The 18,718-nt window shown below is 37.8% G+C and carries 13 protein-coding genes and 1 tRNA gene; 6 read left to right on the forward strand and 8 right to left on the reverse strand.

What is annotated here, in order from left to right:
* Window positions 1–5: 5 nt before the first annotated feature.
* Window positions 6–1,211 (forward strand): CsiV family protein, encoded by a 1,206-nt coding sequence (locus tag OLW01_RS10615; protein WP_268073893.1) that lies wholly within the window; start codon window positions 6–8, stop codon window positions 1,209–1,211.
* A 116-nt stretch (window positions 1,212–1,327) separates the two neighbouring features.
* Entirely contained in the window at window positions 1,328–3,688 is a 2,361-nt protein-coding gene (locus tag OLW01_RS10620; RefSeq protein ID WP_268073894.1) for an ABC transporter substrate binding protein, read from the forward strand.
* On the opposite strand, the gene OLW01_RS10625 is transcribed toward OLW01_RS10620, so the two are convergent.
* The 8 genes from OLW01_RS10625 to OLW01_RS10660 all read right to left on the reverse strand — a co-directional run bounded on the left by OLW01_RS10625 (window position 3,683) and on the right by OLW01_RS10660 (window position 14,983).
* Window positions 3,683–4,441 carry a DUF4197 domain-containing protein gene (locus tag OLW01_RS10625; protein WP_268073895.1) on the reverse strand — a complete coding sequence of 253 codons (759 nt, stop codon included), beginning with the start codon at window positions 4,439–4,441 and terminating at the stop codon, window positions 3,683–3,685. The two genes, OLW01_RS10620 and OLW01_RS10625, sit on opposite strands and share 6 nt — an antisense overlap.
* Window positions 4,442–4,835: 394 nt before the next feature.
* Window positions 4,836–5,006, reverse strand: a complete 171-nt coding sequence (locus tag OLW01_RS10630; protein ID WP_268073896.1) for a hypothetical protein — start codon at window positions 5,004–5,006, stop codon at window positions 4,836–4,838.
* 252 nt (window positions 5,007–5,258) lie between these two features.
* Entirely contained in the window at window positions 5,259–6,863 is a 1,605-nt protein-coding gene (locus OLW01_RS10635) for an IS1634 family transposase (RefSeq protein ID WP_268073897.1), read from the reverse strand.
* Window positions 6,864–7,357: 494 nt separating this feature from the next.
* Window positions 7,358–7,432: transfer RNA gene (locus OLW01_RS10640), tRNA-Arg, on the reverse strand.
* 169 nt (window positions 7,433–7,601) lie between these two features.
* A complete protein-coding gene (locus OLW01_RS10645) occupies window positions 7,602–8,768 on the reverse strand; it encodes a nucleotide sugar dehydrogenase (protein ID WP_268073898.1) in 1,167 nt (388 codons plus the stop codon).
* A 145-nt stretch (window positions 8,769–8,913) separates the two neighbouring features.
* Complete coding sequence (locus tag OLW01_RS10650) at window positions 8,914–10,317, reverse strand: mannose-1-phosphate guanylyltransferase/mannose-6-phosphate isomerase (RefSeq protein ID WP_268073899.1); 1,404 nt, start codon at window positions 10,315–10,317, stop codon at window positions 8,914–8,916.
* 383 nt (window positions 10,318–10,700) lie between these two features.
* Entirely contained in the window at window positions 10,701–13,814 is a 3,114-nt protein-coding gene (locus OLW01_RS10655; protein WP_268073900.1) for an efflux RND transporter permease subunit, read from the reverse strand.
* Window positions 13,814–14,983 carry an efflux RND transporter periplasmic adaptor subunit gene (locus OLW01_RS10660; RefSeq protein WP_268073901.1) on the reverse strand — a complete coding sequence of 390 codons (1,170 nt, stop codon included), beginning with the start codon at window positions 14,981–14,983 and terminating at the stop codon, window positions 13,814–13,816. Before OLW01_RS10660 ends, OLW01_RS10655 begins: the two co-directional genes overlap by 1 nt.
* A gap of 477 nt (window positions 14,984–15,460) precedes the next feature.
* On the opposite strand from OLW01_RS10660, the gene OLW01_RS10665 reads away from it, so the two are divergent.
* The 4 genes from OLW01_RS10665 (at window position 15,461) to OLW01_RS10680 (ending at window position 18,710) form a co-directional block, all read left to right on the forward strand.
* The gene (locus OLW01_RS10665) at window positions 15,461–15,778 is read left to right on the forward strand and encodes an isoamylase early set domain-containing protein (RefSeq protein ID WP_268073902.1); all 318 of its coding nucleotides are present in this window, start codon (window positions 15,461–15,463) and stop codon (window positions 15,776–15,778) included.
* 299 nt (window positions 15,779–16,077) lie between these two features.
* Window positions 16,078–17,043, forward strand: a complete 966-nt coding sequence (gene cysK / locus OLW01_RS10670) for a cysteine synthase A (RefSeq protein ID WP_268073903.1) — start codon at window positions 16,078–16,080, stop codon at window positions 17,041–17,043.
* A gap of 214 nt (window positions 17,044–17,257) precedes the next feature.
* Window positions 17,258–17,704: a hypothetical protein gene (locus OLW01_RS10675; protein ID WP_268073904.1), complete on the forward strand. Its 447-nt coding sequence runs from the start codon at window positions 17,258–17,260 to the stop codon at window positions 17,702–17,704.
* A 37-nt stretch (window positions 17,705–17,741) separates the two neighbouring features.
* Window positions 17,742–18,710 carry a hypothetical protein gene (locus OLW01_RS10680; protein ID WP_268073905.1) on the forward strand — a complete coding sequence of 323 codons (969 nt, stop codon included), beginning with the start codon at window positions 17,742–17,744 and terminating at the stop codon, window positions 18,708–18,710.
* The last annotated feature ends 8 nt before the right edge of the window (window positions 18,711–18,718 follow it).

The raw sequence follows: 18,718 nt of genomic DNA on the forward strand, positions 1-18,718 counted from the left end.
TACTTATGAATAACATTTTGCAAGCTTTGCTCTGCGTTTTAGCTTTAAATCTATACTCATCTTATTTACAAGCAGCTGACCGCTGGTTTGAGGTTGAGTTACTTATTTTTAAACGCAATTCGCCAGATGTATTAAATGAAAATTTTAACCCTCAAATTAAGTCCATTAACCTAATAAATGCACGTGATTTAATAAGCCCACAATATAATCCAGATATCACAAAAGTACGCGCATTATTGCCTGAGTGTAATGACCAAGGTTCAAGCTATTCACTACATGAACCAGAATCGCAAACGACAACCACCAGCGACTTTAGTTTTGATATTGAAGCCATTACTTTTGCGTTTAATAAACCCAGCTGGCATTTTAACATTAGCTGTTTGCAACCCCAGCCGAACTTACTTGAACCAGATCGTGAACAACTCATTGCACTAGAGCGCCAGCATTTCACACCGACTTTACCAGTAACAATTGAAGCTCCAGCGCCTAAAAATGAAACTGGACCTTATTTGCTACCAGAAGAAGCTCTGCAATTGGACGAATTAAAAGCCAAGTTAGCTTGGCGTGATGATATGACACCGCTGTTACATATGGGGTGGCGCCAAGTAGTCAAGTCAGAGTCGCAAGAAACACCATGGCGTGTTTTTGCAGGTCAAAACTATGCAAAACAGTTTCAATATAATGGTGAAATGGTTCAAGCCGAAGATGCATTGCCAACTGAGCACACTACGCAAGCTAAAGCTAAATCTGAATCAATCACCCCAGCAGACAACAAGCTGGTCTATAATCAAATACAAAATAATATTCAGCACGTTTTAAATAAAATAAATAACCAAAGCTGGCAGCCAGAAACCGCACTAATGGATAAAAAAACACAAGCTTGGCAAGCCCAGCAACTGCAATCAAAACCTGAAGATGTTTGGCAACTAGATGGATTATTTAAAATATATCTGCGTCATTATTTATACATTGAAACAGAGTTTAATTTAAGGGAAGTGGGTCAGCATCCTCATTTGAAAAACGAAAAATTCGCATCAAATTCTTCATCAGGCCAGCCCGCAACGCAAGATAAAGCATTTTTGTATCCTATTTATTTTCAACAAAACAAGCGCATTATCAGTGGTGAAGTACATTACTTTGACCACCCTAAAATGGGTATCGTATTGCAAGTTCGCAAATACTTTCCAGAGCCTCAAATTGAAAATGACTAATGTTTAGCTACTTAAAAAAATATTAAACTCAATCGTAAATTTTATAACTATTTTAATAAAAAGTGCTAAGCTGATTAGATTATAATAACGGCTCTTTGCATAAACAGGTTTATTTAATGTTTCGACCTCTTTTGGTGTCAGCCTTATGCTTGTTAATTATTAATAAAGTACTAGCAAAGCAACCTTTACACATTTTGACAGTTCACTCGTATCACCAGTCATATTTGTGGACTCAAGAGCAAGATCAAGAGTTTAGAGCTGAACTAATCCAAAAATTGCCAGAATACGATATTAGCTTTTCGGTGGAATACCTCAATGCTAAGCATATTCCTGTTAACGCCCAACTAATAAATCGGTTTTATGCTTATGCAAATGAAAAATATTTACAGTTCCCACCCGATTTAATTTATGTAACGGATGACCCCGCAGCTCAAATTCTATTAAACCAGCCAGCAAAATTTATCAAACAAACCCCAATTGTATTTTCAGGGGTTAATAATATGAATTTACTCAAACAAGCAATACATCAAAATGTCACGGGGGTATTTCAGAACGAAGATTTAAATACCAATATAAAGTTTATAAAAAAATTATTACCGAAAACAGAGCAACTCCTATTTCTAGGAGATACCTCTACAACCGATGAAGCGATAGCGCAGCAATTAACTGTTCAAGATGTAGACGGAACGTCCTCTATTAAAGTGATTCATATCAAAGCAAGCCACTATAGTGACTTACTGAAACAAATTAAAAAATATCCAAATTCTCCTATAGTTTCCGGTTCCTTGGGCGCTATTTTAAACCAGCAAAACAAGATAATGAGTACCAATGAGTTACTAGACAATCTTTCCCAATTAAATCGGCCTGTTTTTAAAAACAGTAGAGTAAGAGAGGGGGTTTTAGGTGGTTTTCAGCCCACTACGCCATACGGTCAGTTAGCCGCTGATTTAGCAGTTAAAATTATCCAAGGCCAATCAATAGAATCCACCTCTCCGATTATTTCCCCACCAACAGAATTCATCTTGCACTGGGATAAAATTCAAGATTTAGGTTTAACCCCTAACCAAGCTTTATTAAACGATGTTAAAATAATTAATCAACCCAGCAATTTTTTTACTCGGTATAAAACGACTATTTTTTGGTTAAGTATTATTTTGTGTGCCATTGCTATTCTGACAATTTTAAGCGCGGTATGGATAATAAAACAACGGAATAAACTTATCGAAGAACAACAAAGAGATGCGTTGACTGAATGCCCTAACCGACTAAAACTCATTAACCAACTTAAGCTCTCGCCAGACCAAATTTTGCTACTTATTGATATAAATGATTTTAGTGTACTAAATAATTTTTATGGTAATCAAATTGGTGACAAGCTATTGCAAGAGTTCACTCGCGTCGCCCGAAATCATTTAATTAGAGGTATGGATCTTTATCGTACATCTGGTGATATTTTTGCCATCTTACTACCGTCGCATTTCACTAATAAGCAAACGATAACATTTACCGAAAACTTAATATTTCAGCTTGAAAACTATACTTTTATTAGTGGCGATTTAAATATATCAATTAATGTAGTCGCGGGGATTAGTTCTAGCGGCAGTTCTCAGCGCATTAACCAAGCAACAACTGCACTTAATAATGCTAAGCAAGAAAGAAAGAGCTGGTCCGTTTACCAGCCTAATTTATTGTTACAAGAAAAACAAACTCATAACGCTGTATGGTCCAGAAAGCTTAAATCAGCTTTATTTGCTGGCCGAATCACAGCATACTTTCAACCTATAGTGAACGTACAAACAGGCCATATTTGTAGCTATGAAGCACTCGTACGGCTAATAGATAAAGACGGCAGCGTTGTATCTCCATTTCACTTTTTAGAAATAGCGAAAAAGAACCGTCAGTATCCTCTCATTACCAAAATAATGCTCGATAAATCAATTCAGTTGATTAAACAAAAGCGCGTCAATGTTTCAATTAACTTAACGTTAGCTGACATTTACCATCAAGAAACCGTTAACTATTTATTAAAGCAACTTTCAAAAGATAATGTCGGACAATATATCACTTTTGAAGTGACTGAAAATGAAGGCATCGAAAACCATGAACAAATCAACGAGTTTACCCAAAAAATAAAATCTTTAGGTTGTCGATTATCCATAGATGACTTTGGAACTGGCTACGCTAACTTTTCTCATCTAATTGATTTAAATGCTGATCACTTGAAGATTGATGGCTCTATCATTAAGCGTTTACTAACGGATGCAAAAACCGAACTTGTGGTGGCAACGATTATTGGATACGCGAAACGGATGGAGATAAAAACTGTGGCCGAATTTGTTGATTCAGATGCTTTGCTCAATAAAACTAAAGCAATGGGATTTGACTATGCTCAAGGTTATTATTTGGGCAAACCTGATGCCCAAATAATAGATTCAGGTTTGATTTATTTAGAGCAACTCAATCAATCAAACTTATAAACCAAATACCTTTTTAAGTAAGTCTGTGGTGCGCTCTGAGGGGTTTTCACGAATAGCGGCTTCTTCTTTGGCAATATAGTGGAAAATCCCTTCCATGCCTTTATTAACAACATGCTCACTAATATCTGTCTTAACTTTACTCACAAAAGGTAAATCTTTATATTCACCAATTAGCTTATCTAGCGCTTGAACTGCGCCCACTTGAGCTATGGTATCATCCACTATAGGCTTCATTTCAGCGCTTAATTGAGCTGACATTTTTTGTTTAAAAAACTGGGTCGCTGAGTCTTTTTCACCTTCATAAATATCTCTCACATCATTAAAACTCATTTCTTGAATCGCTTGAACAAATAATGCTTTTGCTTTAGGTGTAGCAGCTTCTGCCGCACGATTGAGCTTAAGCTCCAAATCGTCCGCTAAATACCCCATTCCAACTTTATCTAATACTGATTGTACTTTTTGCAACTCACTGGGAAGCGGTATATGAATTTGTGGATCCGCATTAAAACCATCGGTTTGCCCCAGTTGACTCACCACTTTTTCTGAACCAATTTTCAGTGCCTGTTTAAATGCATCTGCAATTTCACTCACTGCTAAGTTTGATTGACCTGAAGCTTCAGTAGACGATTCGCTAGTGTCACTCGATTGTTTAAGAAAATCAGTAGCTTTATCCCACCAGCTATCAGCCAATGCTTGAGTAGAAAAAACGGATGCTACGGCTATAGCTAATAAAGAACGTTTATAAAATTTCATTTCAATTCCTTGAGTTATCATCTTTATGAAAGAAGGGATAATCAATAAACTAACGTGCAACTTAGATAGTGGCAAGCGATAAAACGAAGAAGTATTAATAAATTTCAATTGAGCTGGTAGCGGGCGCCACTCATACTGTGTAAAGATAACAAAGCGCATCAAGTCAATAACTCAATGTGCTTTGTTATCTTGCATCTTGCAATATTAAGCTCTAAAACACTATTTAGCTTTTTTTAGCTGTTTTTTTAACTTTTTAAGTTTGCTTTCTTGTTTAGCGATTTTAGCTTTACGAGACTTAATTTCTTTTTTAATTGATTTTACTTTAGCCATATTGGCCTCCTTGATGATATTGGCAAAATTGCCGTTAAGCAAAGCAAAAAAATCTAATTCTACTTCAATTAGATTGCTTTTGCTTTGCACTAAAATCTTTGATGAATTGTCTAATTTCACGGGCTGCTGAAGTATCAAGTGCTTCACACAACTCAATAAACTCTCGCCTGTCTTCATCGTTAATTCGAATAATCAGCTGGCTATCTTTTTTCTTTTTTACCTTGGTTTTAACCATTTATATTACCAACCTAATCATTTAACTTAGTATAGTGTATATACAACATATAGCCAATGACTATACAGTATATTTTATTTAAACGCCACCGAATTGCTCAGCGAGCATAAACGTAAGTTTGATTTAGACTAATAGAAAGCGTCCTCACGCAATATCAAAATTGCTTTTAGGTTCAACGAAATATAAATTTAACGCAGTAAGATTACCAAGCTTTTGTAGCGCAAGTGATAAAACCGATCTTCCGCACCACTTTTAGGAATAAATTTTCTGGTAATGATAACCTAAGCAATCAATGATCGTGTGATTGCGATCCTCAAGATTAGCAACGATCTCAGTGTCTTGGTTGATATACATGATGGTGATCCCTTGAAAGCATTGGAACACCCAGCGAGCGGTGGGTTTCTGATGGGGTTTGTATTTCATATCCGGGAAGTACTGCTCTTGCTCTACAAGTTGTTTGCGGATCTGATGCTCCAAGGCTGCATATACCATTAAACAGACCGTCATCACCATTAATAACGCTTCTATTCGTTCTGGCTTTTTCAAGAAAATGGCGTTGGTTAAAAAGTCTGGGCTCTTCAGAAAGCGGAAGCCTTTTTCTACTGATTGCTGTGATTTATACGTGCTGAGCATTTTATCCATGGTTAACGCTTCACTCATGTCATTGCTGGCAATGATAAACAGCCCCAATTGTTCCAATGCCGCTTGGCGTCGAGCCAGTGGAGTAAATAAACGCCCTGTAATTTGGTAATCAATCCGTATCGGGTTTTCATTTTTTTTAGGTCGCCCTTTTCCGGCAAATACGGGGACTTTTTCAACTTGCCCTTCAACATCACAGAGTATTTGTTTCTTTTTCCATTCCTCCAATGACTTTTGTGCATCACCTTCGCAAGCAAATATTTTTTGACTGAGTTGTTTAAAGCTTTTACGTGCTTGCTCTGCTTGTTTGTGCATGCGCTTACTTAACGTATGTGTTTCGCGTTTAGCAGCTTGCTCACTGCGTACTAGCAACCACTTTTGCTTTACGCCACCATATTCACATTCATGAAACACGCCTTCGTAGCCTGAAGATAAAGGCGTAAAACTTAAAGTCGGAGCTAATTTGATGAGCGTTTTAGCTTCTTTGAGTGTTTGAGGGACACGCGTGATAAATAGTTGATTGATTTGCTGTAAATGAGAAAGGGATTCTTGAACATATAAAGCAGCATCCCCCACCAAGTAGCGACAGCGTTGTGCTGCCTTTAAGCTATTCACATGGGCTTTAACTATCTTTTTAAACCCATCCATATCATTGCAGTTGCCACTGGCGGGTTTCATATAAACCGGAATGCCGGATTGATTTTCACAGATGAGGTTTAAAACCACTTGGTTTAAGTCGGGGCGGTGGTCGCGAGAATACCCTTTGGCAATGTGGATAGTATTAACATCATCATCCACATCGTTTGATTGACCATCATAATGGAAGCTAGTGGAGTCTAAATGTAGTGATTCTCCGCCCAGACCAAGGTGACTAACAACCGTTTCGCCGAGATCTTGGTATAAACTGGATACACCAAATTCATACAGCTTGTCTAAACATCGACCTAACGCATCATCATTGATTTGCTCAGCCTTGACGCCTTCACCAATTAAGCGCTCAAGTGGCTTATCTTTAAAGTACTCACTGTACATGTGTAGCGTTCGGCCAGTAAACCCCAAGCCATTTATCACCATAGCCAAAACCAGTTGGCCAAAGCTTAAAGTACGATCGTTTGATTGACCGAGTTTACGGTCAATTAAGTCGACCAATTGGATTTCATGACAAAAACCAGCCACCAAGCCGTGATGTTCAAGTGTTTTAGTAAAAGGGTTAGGCATTGTGATCACCACTCTCAAAAGAGAGTAATAGATCAAGATCTGGGATCTAGGTCAAGTCTTTTTTTAAATAATACGATCAACTGAATAAAAAAACACCAAGATTAATTAAAAACTAGGTGCGGAATGACGGATAAAAGGTAAACACCAGATAAGAAAGAAATACAGGCGTGATTAAAGACATGGTCATTACCCGTATGTATTCGTTGGCAGGAAACGAGGTGGATTCTAACGAGATTTTTTCTGCACGGACAAGGCAAATTCACATGTTAAAAGCTAGCCTATTGCAGGAGAATTTAACGCAGTTCCCGTGAAAAAGACCGTTTGAAACATATTCACTAAACCGAGTTGAGATTAATTATATTGTATTTACTGACCATTAGAATTAATTCAAGGTGGCAAAGTAGGATATTGCATGAATCGCAAACCAAGCGTCCATAATCATCAGAACAAGCTTAAGGCCTGTTAATCTGATCTAATCTGCACTCAGGTAAAAATGGCGTCCCCACCAGGAATCGAACCTGGATCTAAAACTTAGGAGGTTCTTGTTTTATCCATTAAACTACAGGGACTTAACAATAAATATACCAAGTATAGATACAAATGTGTAGCCAATATAGCTCAATGATCAACCACTTAAGCTTACATTTGTTATTTATATACTTATATACAAAAACAGAGCGCTCATTGCGCTCTGTTTTTAGTGTTTATTTATTATTTAGTAATAACTAAAACTTCAGTTTAGTCTGAACCGAATAAATCTCGGGTATAAACTTTTTCGGCAACATCTTCTAACGACTCAGCCATTCGGTTTGAAACGATAACATCCGACATGGCTTTAAACTCGGCTAAATCTTTAATTACTTTTGAGTTAAAAAAGTCATCTTCTTCAAGCACAGGTTCGTAAATAACCACCTCAATCCCTTTGGCTTTAATACGTTTCATAATCCCTTGAATAGATGACGCTCTAAAGTTATCAGAGCCAGCTTTCATAATTAATCGATAAATCCCTACCACTTTAGGGTTTCGGTTAATGATAGAGTCTGCGACAAAGTCTTTGCGTGTGGTATTTGCATCCACAATTGCACCAATAATATTGTTAGGTACTTGATTGTAGTTAGCTAATAATTGCTTGGTGTCTTTAGGCAAGCAATAACCACCATAACCAAACGAAGGGTTATTATAATGGTTGCCGATTCTAGGATCTAAACTCACACCCTCAATGATTTGACGGCTATCTAACCCATGCACTTCTGCGTAGGTATCTAGCTCATTAAAGTATGATACACGCATTGCAAGATACGTATTAGAGAATAGTTTTACAGCTTCAGCTTCGGTTGAGTTAGTAAATAAAACCTCAACGTCTTCTTTTATTGCGCCTTGCGCTAACAAACTAGCAAATACTTTAGCTCGCTCTGAACGCTCACCAACAATAATACGAGACGGATATAAGTTATCGTACAAAGCTTTACCTTCACGTAAAAATTCAGGCGAAAATAAAATGTTATTTGACCCTGTTTCTTCACTAATTTGTTGAGTATAGCCAACAGGAACCGTCGATTTAATAATCATGGTCGCATTAGGGTTAATTCGCATTACATCTTTAATTACAGCTTCAACAGAGCGCGTATTAAAATAGTTAGTTTGCGGATCATAGTCTGTTGGGGTCGCGATAATCACAAATTCAGCATCTGTGTACGCTTCTTCCGGATTGAGTGTAGCTCTAAAATTTAACGGTTCATTCGCTAAATATTGTTCAATATATTCATCTTCAATGGGTGATTTTTTGTTGTTTAATAAATCAACTTTTTCAGCCACTATATCAACTGCAACCACTTCATTGTGTTGTGCCAATAATACCGCATTTGAAATCCCCACATAGCCAGTACCCGCTACTGCGATTTTCATCCTGTTCTCCTACCTATTTTTTAGTGCGCTTTAGGGGTCGCCCCTGCGCTTCATTTTTGCCAAACAGATTATTTTATTTAGTTTGCATTTTTATAAAAGTGATTCATAAAAAGGAATAACTAAACACTCAACAACCTTAAAAATTTTAAGTTCGGCCGTATCTATCTTCAAACCGGACAATGTCATCTTCGCCCAAGTAAGACCCCGACTGTACTTCAATTAACTCTAAATCAACCTTGCCTGGATTTTCTAATGCATGAATAACGCCAACTGGAATATAAGTTGATTGGTTTTCGGTTAATAACAGCTCTTTCTCGCCGTTCGTCACTTTTGCGGTGCCTGATACAACCACCCAATGTTCCGCTCTATGATGATGCATTTGCACAGATAATTTTGCACCCGGCTTAACCGTAATCCGTTTAACTTGGTATCGAGCGCCATGATCTATAGAGTCATATTTACCCCACGGACGATAAACTTCGCGATGAAACATAAATTCACTACGTGATTCCGCTTTAAGCTTTTCAACCACTTTTTTTACATCTTGAACTTTGTCCTTTGAGGCAACCATAACGGCATCTTTGGTATCGACGATAACCAAATCATCAACCCCAACCGTTGCAATTAAACGCTCTCCACTTTGGATAAGACAATTATTAGTATCATGCGTAATACAATCGCCTTTGATTGCATTTCCATTGTCGTCCTTTTCGTTCACTTCCCACAGAGCTGACCAAGAACCAACATCATTCCAGCCTGCATCTAAAGGCACTACGACAGCTGCATCCGTTTTTTCCATAACAGCATAATCAATTGAATCGTCTGGGCAAGCTTCAAATGCAGCTTTGTCGACACGGACAAAATCTAAGTCGTTTGAAGTATTTCCAATGGCTTTTTTACAAGCTGCTAAAATATCGGGTTGATATTTTTCAAGCTCAGTTAAATAACGACTGGCTTTAAACATAAACATGCCACTATTCCAATAGTATTCTCCACTGTTTAAATATTCGGTGGCGGTTGTTAAATTTGGCTTTTCAACAAAACTATCTACTTTAAAAGCGTCGTTGTATGCTGAACCTCGCTTAATGTAACCATAACCTGTTTCTGCATGAGTAGGTACTATCCCAAAAGTGACCATGGCATCGTTTTGGGCTAACACTTGCGCTTGCTCTATCGCGGTTAAAAAAGCTTTTTGATCTTGAATAACATGATCCGCTGCTAGTATTAATAATAAAGGATCCTCCCCGTCTGCTATCGCTTGCAGTGCTGCCAATGCAATGGCTGGCGCTGTATTGCGGCCAACTGGCTCTAAAACGACAGGACACTCTAAAGCTTTAATCGCTCTAAGCTGCTCTGCAACCATAAAACGCGAGTCTTCATTGCAAATGACTAAAGGAGCCAAATGCTCTGCGCCTTTCAAGCGTAAAACCGTTTCTTGCAACATCGTATTATCACTGGCAAGGGGTAAATATTGCTTGGGGTAAGCTGAACGAGATAAAGGCCACAATCGAGAGCCAGTACCACCAGCCATAATAACGGGTATAAACATAAACGGGGATCCTTGTTATATTTTTAGTTAAGCTCAACTTAGAATAAGCGGTTTATACCAAAACAAGCTAAAGATTCTAGCTCAAACTGTTTTGGCATATAACATCATCTACATAAAATGTTGTATTTTCATGTCTAATAGGCGATTTTTTTGCGAAAAAGGCAACTTTGCCAAAGAAACGCTACTAGGTATGTATTATCCTGAGTTGAAATTAGTTATCAACTCAAAAATATTATCACTAAATAAATAGTGGAGTAAGCCATTTACCTAGGTAAAGCTTAAATATGTTAATTGGTGCGAGTTTTTAAGGGTCAATACCCTTTAATGATATTTTTAATGATTTAAGCCAGTAAACACTGGCTTAAATCATACACAACGTTTATTTAAGATGCAGCTTTACCCGCTAAACGAGATTTCAATTGCGTAATATCGTTTAATAACAAATAAAGCGATGGTACTAAAACCAACGTTATTACAGTTGAAAACAAAATACCAAATGCTAACGAAATCGCCATCGGTATCACAATTTGGGCTTGCAAGCTCGTTTCTAAAACTATCGGTATTAAGCCAAAAAATGTTGTTAACGAAGTTAATAAAATGGCTCGAAAACGTTCTGTTCCAGCTTGCACCACTGCGTCTTTGATTGCCAATCCTCGTTCGCGAGCTCGGTTAACAAAATCGACCATAATGAGCGAGTCGTTCACCACCACCCCAGCTAAAGCAATTATCCCAAACATAGATAAAATACTCATTGCAAGACCAAAAATCACATGCCCGATAACCGCGCCTACAATCCCAAATGGAATCACAGACATAATAATTAACGGCTGTGAATAAGATTTAAGCGGTATGGCCATAAGTGCATAAATCACAACTAATGCAAATAAAAAGCCAATAGCTAGACTCGCCATTGCATCTTTTTCTTCTTTTGAAGCACCGGTTAGCTCAAAACTCACCTCAGGGTACTTTGTTAAAATGTCAGGTATCACTTGCTCGGCAATTTCTGCTGCCACTTTTCCAGGTTCTATCAAGGCTTTGTCTGCTTTTGCGGTAACACTAATTGAACGCTGGTAGTCTATACGTTGAATAGTGGCGTAACCTTCGCCTATTTCATATTCAGCCACAGATGAAAACGGAACTTGCGCACCACTAGGAACCCGGATCCACATGTTTTCAAGATTCGATATCGAGGTGCGTTCTGCTTTAGGGTAACGCACCATAACTTTAATCTCTTCTTCGTCACGTTGAATGCGTTGAGCCTCTGCCCCGTAAAATGCTAATCTAACCTGTCGAGCCAAATCTAGTAAAGTTAACCCTTGAGCTTGAGCCTCTGGTTTAATGCTAAGTTTAATTTCATCTTTACCACCGCTAAATGAATCATCTACGTCGTAAACGCCTTGGTAACCTTTTAAAATTTCCTTTAATTCACTCGCCGCCGCATCAATTTGAGCTAAATCATCGCTTCTAAATAAAAACGCTAAATCAGCGCCTGCACCGCCTTGAATCGAGCCGGAAAAATTGACAGAACGAACACCTGGCATTTCGCCAAACGCATCTCGCCAACGGTTTGCAGCTTCAAAACCATTAATAGGTCTGGTTTCTGATCGGTCAAGTTCAGCCCAAATCATGCCAGAGGTTTGCCCAGTATTAAAAGCCATTGAGTTACCCAGTAACGATTCACCACTTTGGGTTTGTACCTTTTGATCAACCTGATATAAGGCTTTTTCTAACTCACCTATGGTTTTATTAGTCAGTTCGGCTGAAGTACCATCTTCCATGGTTAATGAAACCTGAACATAGTCGCTTGGTAAATTAGGGAAGAAAACAAAACGAACCACGCCCGACCCAATCAGTCCACCTACAACAATCAACACCCCAACAAAAGCAGCCAGTGTGCTATATCTAAATGTTAAACATAAGTGCAAAAAAGGCCGATAAAAATGCTCAATAAAATGATTTAATTTTTTATCTACTTTTTTTCTAAAGCGCGGCAGCCACATACTTTCGGTTTTGGCTGTTACTTTAATGCCCACCAAATGCGAAGGTAAAATCCATTTAGATTCAACCAGAGAAAATGCCAAACACAACATAACGACAACCCCAATCGAACTCCAAATGGGTGATGAAGGTCCTGAAACCATTAGCATAGGCGCAAACGCAACTATAGTGGTTAATACCCCAAAAGTAGCCGGCATAGCAACCCGTTGAGCACCACGAATAACAGTTTCAATGCTAGATCCATGCGCTTGAGTGGTGGCATGGACACTTTCACCAATGATAATAGCGTCATCCACGACTATCCCTAATACTAATATAAAGGCAAAAAGACTAATCATATTGATACTAACGCCGGTTGCTGGCATCATCGCCAGCGCACCTAAAAAGCTAACAAATAAACCAACAATCACCCAAATCGCCAAACGGAAGCGCAAAAATAATGACAAAATAATAAATACTAATGCGGCCCCCATCATCATATTATTAAGCATTAAATCTAAGCGGCCTTGCAAATAATAAGAGCTATCACCCCACATTTTTAACTTAACAACGCTGGGCAATGTTTGTTGCTTATCTTGAATAAATTGCTTTACCGTTTTTGCGATTTGTAAATCATTTTGCTCGCCTACTGATTTTACCTGAATGCCAATACTATCGAGCTGGTTAAACCGTGAGTAACTTTCATACTCCACAAATCCATCCCGTATATTAGCGATGTCACTCAGATATAACCGGCTGCCGTCTGGGTTTGTTTTTAATACAATTTTAGCAAAGTCATCAGCGTAATAGGCCTGTCCTGTAGTCCGCAATAAAATATCACCATTTTCGGTTTTAATTGAGCCGCCTGGTAAATTAACTGAACTTTTTTGAATTTGCTCTGAAACATAAGATAAACTTAAATTATGTTCTCTTAGTATGGTTTCTGGGACCTCTACTGAAATTTCATAAGCCCTCGCGCCAACTACTTCCGCTGCGCTAACCCCGGGTAAAAGTACAATTTCATCACGAATAGAATTAGCGTATTCTTTCATCGTTCGTTCAGACATATCACCGTAAACTTGCACCCATAACACTGCTTGCTCTGGTTTAACGCGGTAAACGACTGGTTTTTCAGTATTTTCGGGCAAGCGTGGTATCGCATCAACCTGTACTTTCACTTCGTTTAATAACTCTAGAACATCATAATTATATGCAACTTCAATGGTTACAGAACCCATTCCTTCATTTGAAGTAGAGGTTATTTTTTTAATACCTTCGATGCGTTTAACAGCATCTTCAATTTTTAATACAACCCCTTCTTCAACTTCTTCTGGTGCAGCGCCCAAATAAGGCACCTGAATTGAAATAGTATCCAGCGTAATGGTTGGAAATGACTGCTTACGGATTGTAAAAATTGAATAAATACCGGCTAATACAATTAAGACTAGCAACAAGTTAGCCGCAACAGGATTACGGGTAAACCAAGCTATAAGACCTTGTTGTGTTTGTTGAGTTGTCATTAAATCGCCTCGTTTTCGTCAGAAGCGACTCTGACTGCCATACCATTAACCGGATTGCTAACAGGCGAGGTAATCAACTTAGCTTGATTGGTTAAACCTTTATCTATATATACAAATCCATGTTCACTACGGACAATATGCGGCTTCACCAAATTCAGTTTCATGTTGTCATCTAAAACCATTAATTTTTGTTCAACGGTCAATAAATTGCGTTCTACTTTAAAAATTTGAGTCATTTGTTTACCAAAAATATCAGCTTCAACAAATTGGCCAAAATGTAATGCTTGTTCATGTGTGTTCTTTAAATTGTAAGGATCTTGAATTTGAGCCGCAAAATATAGCATTCGACTATCACTATCCACTATACCTTCGCTACGTGTTAATTGGGCCTGCCACCGATAGTTATTACTGCCAATTTTAACTTTTATATTGACCTTAGCTGGTGCATTTTTCACTTGTTTAGGGCGCAAATTAGCTAAATAAGTTGAATCTTCCATACTAACGGGTAAACGAACTTCTGCCACCTGTGTTGCATAAATTAATCCCACAGAGCTACCCGCTGATAAAAACTGACCCAGTTGCGCATTACGTGTGACGACAATTCCATCGTAAGGTGCACGTATTAGCGTACGTTCTAAATTACGTTTGGCTTGCTCTAATTGGGCTTGTGCAAATACGACATTCGCTCGTTCCGTTTCTAGTTGTGGAATGCGTAGTGCTAGGTCGGTCGCTTTATCAGCCATTTGCTGCCATTCCTGCTTGGCGACTTCACCACGTGCTGTTTCTTCTTTTAATGCCGCTTTAGCTCTCGCCAACTCTGCTTGAGCCGATTTTACTTGGGTTTGATAATCACTTGCTTCAAGGCTAACCAACACGTCCCCTTTCTCAAAAAATCCGCCCTCAATAAAAACATCTGCTAACGACACCACTTTGCCGGATACTTGCGCAGTCAATTGAGTTTTTTGGAGTGGAGAAACAACCCCCTGAGATGGTATTTTAAACTGTAGGTCTTGAGCTGAAACGGTTTGATAGGTAACCAAAATAGGTTTAGCGGCTAACGGTTTTTTATCGGGTTCTGACTTTGATGCCATTAACCCCATGACAATAAATATCGCGATTATTAAAAAAACGAGAGGTAGTACAAACTTAAGCTGCTTTTGATTTAACATTTATTTTTATCCGTCATTATTATATTGAGGGCAACCAATATGATTCTATGCCAAAAATGACAAATTGATAAGCACATCATCAATTTGTTTAAAGGAATGCATTAAGGTGGCAAGTAAAAATTGTAAACAAATACAAATAAAAAAAGTCTATTAATTTAAACAAAATAATTTAAACAAGGTTTCAAATTAGCTGCTAGTATCGGTTATAATAGAGCCAGCAAATGAATTAAAACCCGTTAATCACTTAACCGAGTATTTTTATTTTAGTCATAAAAATTTAGTATTGGTACGGTAATTGTATTGGCCTTGTGTATGTTTATCTTTGTTTTTAATTTGAGCTGAGAGAAAAATAGGGCATAAATTCACAACAGCCCTAGTGTATTTGATTTTAATATGATTAATTACAGCATTTAGCTTTTTGATTAATTAAACCTATTTAATTTTTTGCCTGTCAACCATCAACTTAAGGGATCGAGTATGAGCCTGAAAAAGCAATACCTTAAATCAAAACCTGTCTGTAAAGTCACTTTCCGACTCACTGCTGAACAAGCTCAAAAAGCTGATAACGTATGTGTCGTTGGCGACTTTAACGAATGGGATCACAAAGCAAGCCCAATGAAAAAATTAAAAAATGGCGACTTTACGCTCAACGTTAACTTAGATGCTGGCGAGTCGTACCAATTTAAATATTTACTGGACGGCGAAACCTGGGAGAATGATTGGGATGCCGATAATTATGCACCATCGCCTATAGGTGGCGCAGATAACTCAGTTGTTGAATGTTTAAATAGTTAAGTTTACTTGCACTGTTTTTTTACCCCAACTTGCGTAATTAACAAATAGGGTTTGTTGTAACTTGCTGCAATAAAATGCAAACAAGCCCTAATCTCTTCTCAAGTGCCAAATAGTTTAAGCGCACCATTAATTTTAATCCATCTGCATTCGCGTATTGCAATCAAAGTAAAATCAGCTTTAAAATGTGATTTTGTTTGAAGCAAATAGCTATTAGTTATAACAAAAAAGCACTTCTGTTTACCCTATATCGGTATAAGCTAAACAAGATATCAATCTTGTTATAATAATAAGGACTGAGTATGAACTTCTTTGATGATAATTCTCTTTCAATCGGTAAAACTCCGCTTGTAAAATTAAACCGAGTTAGCTCTGGTAATGTATATGCAAAAGTAGAATCTCGTAACCCAAGTTTTAGCGTAAAATGTCGCATTGGCGCAAATATGATCTGGGATGCAGAGAAAAAAGGTTTATTAACCCAAGGCAAAGAAATTGTAGAGCCAACTAGTGGTAACACAGGTATTGCGTTAGCATTTGTAGCAGCTTCACGAGGCTATAAGTTAACCTTAACTATGCCTGCAACTATGAGCTTAGAACGTCGAAAATTATTGAAAGCGTTAGGCGCAAACATTGTGCTAACCGAAGGCCCTAAAGGCATGAAAGGTGCGGTAGCAAAAGCGGAAGAAATCCGTGATGCTGATCCTGAAAAATATATTTTACTACAGCAATTTGAAAACCCGGCTAACCCTGAAATTCACGAGCAAACAACAGGTCCTGAAATTTGGCAAGATACTGACGGCAACATTGATATTTTTGTTTCAGGCGTTGGCACCGGCGGTACTATCACGGGTGTTACGCGTTATATCAAACAAACGAAAGGTAAAGCGATTCAGTCAGTAGCGGTTGAACCAACAGATTCTCCGGTTATTGCGCAAGCTATGGCTGGTCAAGAATTAACGCCTGGCCCACATAAAATTCAGGGAATTGGCGCAGGCTTTATTCCTGGCAATTTAGATTTATCTTTAGTTGATTCAGTAGAAGCCGTATCCAATGAAGATTCAATGGCAATGGCACATCGCCTAATGAAAGAAGAAGGCATTCTAGCGGGCATATCTTCAGGTGCTGCGGTTGTGGCAGCTGCTCGTTTAGCTGAAAAGCCAGAAAACAAAGACAAAAATATTGTTGTTATTTTACCAAGTTCGGCTGAGCGATATTTAAGCAGCCCATTATTTGCTGAAGTATTCAGCGACGCAGAACTAGTTCAATAATAATCACGATTATTTTTCAATAAGTAGCTTATCGAACGGTCAGCTACTTATTGTTTTATCTAGTCTTAAAAAAACGCGAAAAAACCAAATACTACCTTCCCCTGTTTTTCTTAAAACGTGTTAAACTCAATAAATCTAGTTGTTACTTTAGCGTCAAGTACGCTATTGATTTGCACAATAATTTAGTTCGATCAACAAGCCTAAAAGACACCCTATGTTAAACATCAACTCTTTGCTTAAAGTAAGCCTAATAAGTGGTTTATTTTTTTTCTTACAAGCATGCGGACAAAACCAGACATTTACACAGGAACCCGGTGAAATTGCGATAGCGTTTTTTGAAGCAATTTATAATCAACAAGATTTAGAAGCCGCAGCCGATCTAGCAACCCCCCAATATAGCCGAATTTTAAAAAGCTACTATACTGTGGAAAGAGTTCAGAAAGTCTTGTTTAATCGTCGCTACGATAGCGTAGAAATAGAAGAAGATCGTAACTTATCTGGGATTTCATTTACTAAATCTCAGGCAAAGAAAGCTTACGTCACGCTCATGCTTGACGGTACCTTTAACGGCGACCGATTTAGAGACTTAAAACAAGTTGTCATGCAAAAGCAACGTGGTAAATGGCGAGTCGATAAACTAAAAGCAGATGTCTATCGATAATCGATGTTTACTGCTAATGAGTTAGGGTTAGCATTATATGCATCAATGTATTCATCAAAAAGTTCAGTTAAAAAAAGCCACCGTTCACAATAACATTTTTAAATATAACCTAATATTATTGATAACCTTATGTGTAACTCCTTTTATCAGCAATGCGGCAAACGCTGATAAAGAAATTTTCACGTATATGGCACCCAATGGTATTAACGATACCCGCTACCTCTACGAAAAACAATTATTAACACTTGCACTTGATTTAACCAAAGCCAAATATGGTGATTATAAATTGCTACCTAGCCAGCCTAATATTAGTGTTAAGCAAACTGAATTATTAGCAAAAAATGGGCATTTTAAAAATTTCTTTTTTAAATTTTCCTATTCTGATGCGCTTGCCAATAAGCTACTCGCGATTCCTTTTCCCATTGATCGAGGTATTGCAGGCTACCGAGTCTCACTTATCGCTCAGAGTAACCAAGCGCTCCTAAAAAACGTTAAAAATATACGTCAATTAAAAAATAAAACGATAGTACAAGGCGTTGGCTGGCTTGATTCAAATATCTTAAGTGCAAATGGCTTATCGGTATTTACAATTGCTAAATACAACAAAATGTTTGAAATGATTGCCAATGAACGCGCCGAACTTTTTTTCAGAGGCATTAACGAATGGCTAAATGAATATAAAATAATGCAAACGCACCAACCCAATATCAGTTACGATAAACATATTGCATTGCATTATGCGCTGCCCCGCTTCTTTTTTACCAGCCAAAACAATACTAAAAATGCAAAACGAGTCCAGCAAGGTTTACTAAAAGCTTATCAAACAGGTCAGCTGCAAACCTTGTGGCGAAGTCATTATGCTAAAAGTATTCAAGCTAGCCAGTTAAGTACAAGACACCTAATAAAACTAAAAAATCCGTATATCAAAAATTTAGGTACGCAACATCAACAATATAATTTTACAATGCAAGAACTAAAAAAAATTGAAAATTCGAACTTAAAATAGAAGAGTAC

This window comes from Catenovulum adriaticum (genome assembly GCF_026725475.1).
GTDB lineage: Bacteria > Pseudomonadota > Gammaproteobacteria > Enterobacterales > Alteromonadaceae > Catenovulum > Catenovulum adriaticum.

Excerpts from the sequence above, each read along its gene's own strand:
- OLW01_RS10615 (WP_268073893.1), top strand. The coding sequence starts at position 6 with ATGAATAACATTTTGCAAGCTTTGCTCTGCGTTTTAGCTTTAAATCTA.
- OLW01_RS10620 (WP_268073894.1), top strand. The coding sequence starts at position 1,328 with ATGTTTCGACCTCTTTTGGTGTCAGCCTTATGCTTGTTAATTATTAAT.
- OLW01_RS10625 (WP_268073895.1), bottom strand. The coding sequence starts at position 4,441 with ATGAAATTTTATAAACGTTCTTTATTAGCTATAGCCGTAGCATCCGTT.
- OLW01_RS10630 (WP_268073896.1), bottom strand. The coding sequence starts at position 5,006 with ATGGTTAAAACCAAGGTAAAAAAGAAAAAAGATAGCCAGCTGATTATT.
- OLW01_RS10635 (WP_268073897.1), bottom strand. The coding sequence starts at position 6,863 with ATGCCTAACCCTTTTACTAAAACACTTGAACATCACGGCTTGGTGGCT.
- OLW01_RS10645 (WP_268073898.1), bottom strand. The coding sequence starts at position 8,768 with ATGAAAATCGCAGTAGCGGGTACTGGCTATGTGGGGATTTCAAATGCG.
- OLW01_RS10650 (WP_268073899.1), bottom strand. The coding sequence starts at position 10,317 with ATGTTTATACCCGTTATTATGGCTGGTGGTACTGGCTCTCGATTGTGG.
- OLW01_RS10655 (WP_268073900.1), bottom strand. The coding sequence starts at position 13,814 with ATGACAACTCAACAAACACAACAAGGTCTTATAGCTTGGTTTACCCGT.
- OLW01_RS10660 (WP_268073901.1), bottom strand. The coding sequence starts at position 14,983 with ATGTTAAATCAAAAGCAGCTTAAGTTTGTACTACCTCTCGTTTTTTTA.
- OLW01_RS10665 (WP_268073902.1), top strand. The coding sequence starts at position 15,461 with ATGAGCCTGAAAAAGCAATACCTTAAATCAAAACCTGTCTGTAAAGTC.
- cysK (WP_268073903.1), top strand. The coding sequence starts at position 16,078 with ATGAACTTCTTTGATGATAATTCTCTTTCAATCGGTAAAACTCCGCTT.
- OLW01_RS10675 (WP_268073904.1), top strand. The coding sequence starts at position 17,258 with ATGTTAAACATCAACTCTTTGCTTAAAGTAAGCCTAATAAGTGGTTTA.
- OLW01_RS10680 (WP_268073905.1), top strand. The coding sequence starts at position 17,742 with ATGCATCAATGTATTCATCAAAAAGTTCAGTTAAAAAAAGCCACCGTT.